This is a genomic window from Gottfriedia sp. NPDC056225 (assembly GCF_042267765.1).
Taxonomy (GTDB): domain Bacteria; phylum Bacillota; class Bacilli; order Bacillales; family Bacillaceae_G; genus Gottfriedia.
This window is the reverse complement of record NZ_JBHJTJ010000135.1, coordinates 1-1,520: the sequence shown is the minus strand read 5'-3', so window position 1 is coordinate 1,520 and position 1,520 is coordinate 1. Positions and strand designations below refer to the sequence as shown.

3 protein-coding genes are annotated in these 1,520 nt (G+C 47.1%); 1 reads left to right on the top strand and 2 read right to left on the bottom strand.

All coding sequences use genetic code 11. The features are described from left to right. Nucleotides 1-488: 488 nt before the first annotated feature. Entirely contained in the window at nt 489-716 is a 228-nt protein-coding gene (locus ACFCYN_RS25425; protein WP_000719360.1) for a YgdI/YgdR family lipoprotein, read from the bottom strand. A gap of 21 nt (nt 717-737) precedes the next feature. Beyond that, a complete protein-coding gene (locus ACFCYN_RS25420; RefSeq protein ID WP_044704865.1) occupies nt 738-971 on the bottom strand; it encodes a YgdI/YgdR family lipoprotein in 234 nt (77 codons plus the stop codon). Nucleotides 972-1,130: 159 nt separating this feature from the next. Here ACFCYN_RS25420 and ACFCYN_RS25415 point away from each other — a divergent pair, with 159 nt between their 5' ends. Continuing rightward, a complete protein-coding gene (locus ACFCYN_RS25415) occupies nt 1,131-1,499 on the top strand; it encodes a hypothetical protein (protein ID WP_044704866.1) in 369 nt (122 codons plus the stop codon). Nucleotides 1,500-1,520 lie beyond the last annotated feature (21 nt).

Genomic DNA, 1,520 nt, shown 5'->3' with positions numbered 1-1,520 from the left:
TGCTTATTGGTATTGAAGCTGTACTTAACTGCCTGCATCTGGCGGCAGAACTGTGGGAGTGGCTGGAAAAGCATTTGCCGGTTTTCGGGGCCTTCACGCTGTTTTTGGGCTGAATCCTGCCGTCATTCACCTGGCTGCATGGCTATGCAGTCGGGTAAAAATTATCTCCCGGCTTAACGGAGGATGTAGCGTTGCTTAAGCCGGGTTTTCGGGTGCCAGGTGCCGTCTGCGCCGTCAGTGCCGATCCGGCGGTGCAGACAACGGATGTTATGGTAAAAGCATGATGCCTGGCGGGTACGGAAAAATTGTGGCGACCGAGCCTGCAGACGCAAAAATCCGGCCCATACTTATTCGTCTCCTTCATCAGGAATGCAGTACTATCCAGCCACTGCAGGTATTTGGCCCCCAGCGGGGGCTTTTTTTGCCTGTTGTTGGGGCAGATAAAGAAAAGGGCCGCATTAGCGGCCCTTTTCGGAGAGAGCGATGCCTCAATGCGGAATTTCAGAGACTTCTTTAACGTCGGCTTTATTGATCTGCTGTTTGACACCATTTGCGTCTTTATAGCCCAGCAGGCCTGAGTCTGATTCTGTAGGCTTGCCGTCGCTGACAATTGTACGCCCGTCGTTGGTGTGGATGGCATAGCTTGTGCGCGTGCAGCCGGTTAGGGCTGAAAGCGCAACTGCCGCTGCGAACACTGAAACAAAAATCTTTTTCAAAGCCAGCTCCTTTTATCCGTATCAGTTGTCTAGTTCACTCATGTTGGTAATTTTGTCACGGTTGATCTGTTCGGTTCGGCCTGTATGGGCATCTTTGTAGGATACTAACCCCGTATCACTGTCAACTTTGGGTTTGCCGTCTGTAACGATAGTGCGACCATCTGTGGTTTTTATTTCTTGGTTTGAAGAACATCCAGCAGCGGCAAAGGTCACCAACGCGACCATCATGGCCGCCAACAGCGTTTTTTTATTCATAATAGGTTCCCTGCTTAAAGGTAAAGAGGATATGGTCACTAACCATCTAAGTTTAGGTCGTTTTTTCATGCGAAAAGAGGATTGAAGGTGGGCATCATGCCCAGCAGTAAAAATGAATGAAAAACGATTTTGGAATGTTGCTTGTTTTTGAGGATTGAAATGGCCTTATTAATTTCACTGGTTGTAGTGGCAGGTCTTTACTATCAATTTTGGTATAAGCCACATAGAGCGCCGATCTTGCGTATATGGGGGATCGCGCCTGATGGACAAGAATTTCGATTATTGCTAACAGAGCATGGAGAAAAAGAGGCTGTTTTACTGTTCGGAAAGAAATCTTTTGTTGCCGTGCCAGATACGCAGAACCTTTATGGTGGGTGTTATTACCTTTATTTAGAGGATGCTCACAAGAACGAGCTTTTAATTGAGTTAAACGAAAGTGATTTATACCCCGGTGGCGCAATAGAACTTCAACACAACGGCGGTCGGAAGATTCATTGCGAGATACTAAAAGTAAGGTGGAGTCGTTAACTCAAATAATGTTTCCAAAGT

What these genes read in the sequence shown, in the direction of transcription:
- ACFCYN_RS25420 (WP_044704865.1), bottom strand. Translation starts at nt 971, where the DNA reads ATGAATAAAAAAACGCTGTTGGCGGCCATGATGGTCGCGTTGGTGACC.
- ACFCYN_RS25415 (WP_044704866.1), top strand. Translation starts at nt 1,131, where the DNA reads ATGGCCTTATTAATTTCACTGGTTGTAGTGGCAGGTCTTTACTATCAA.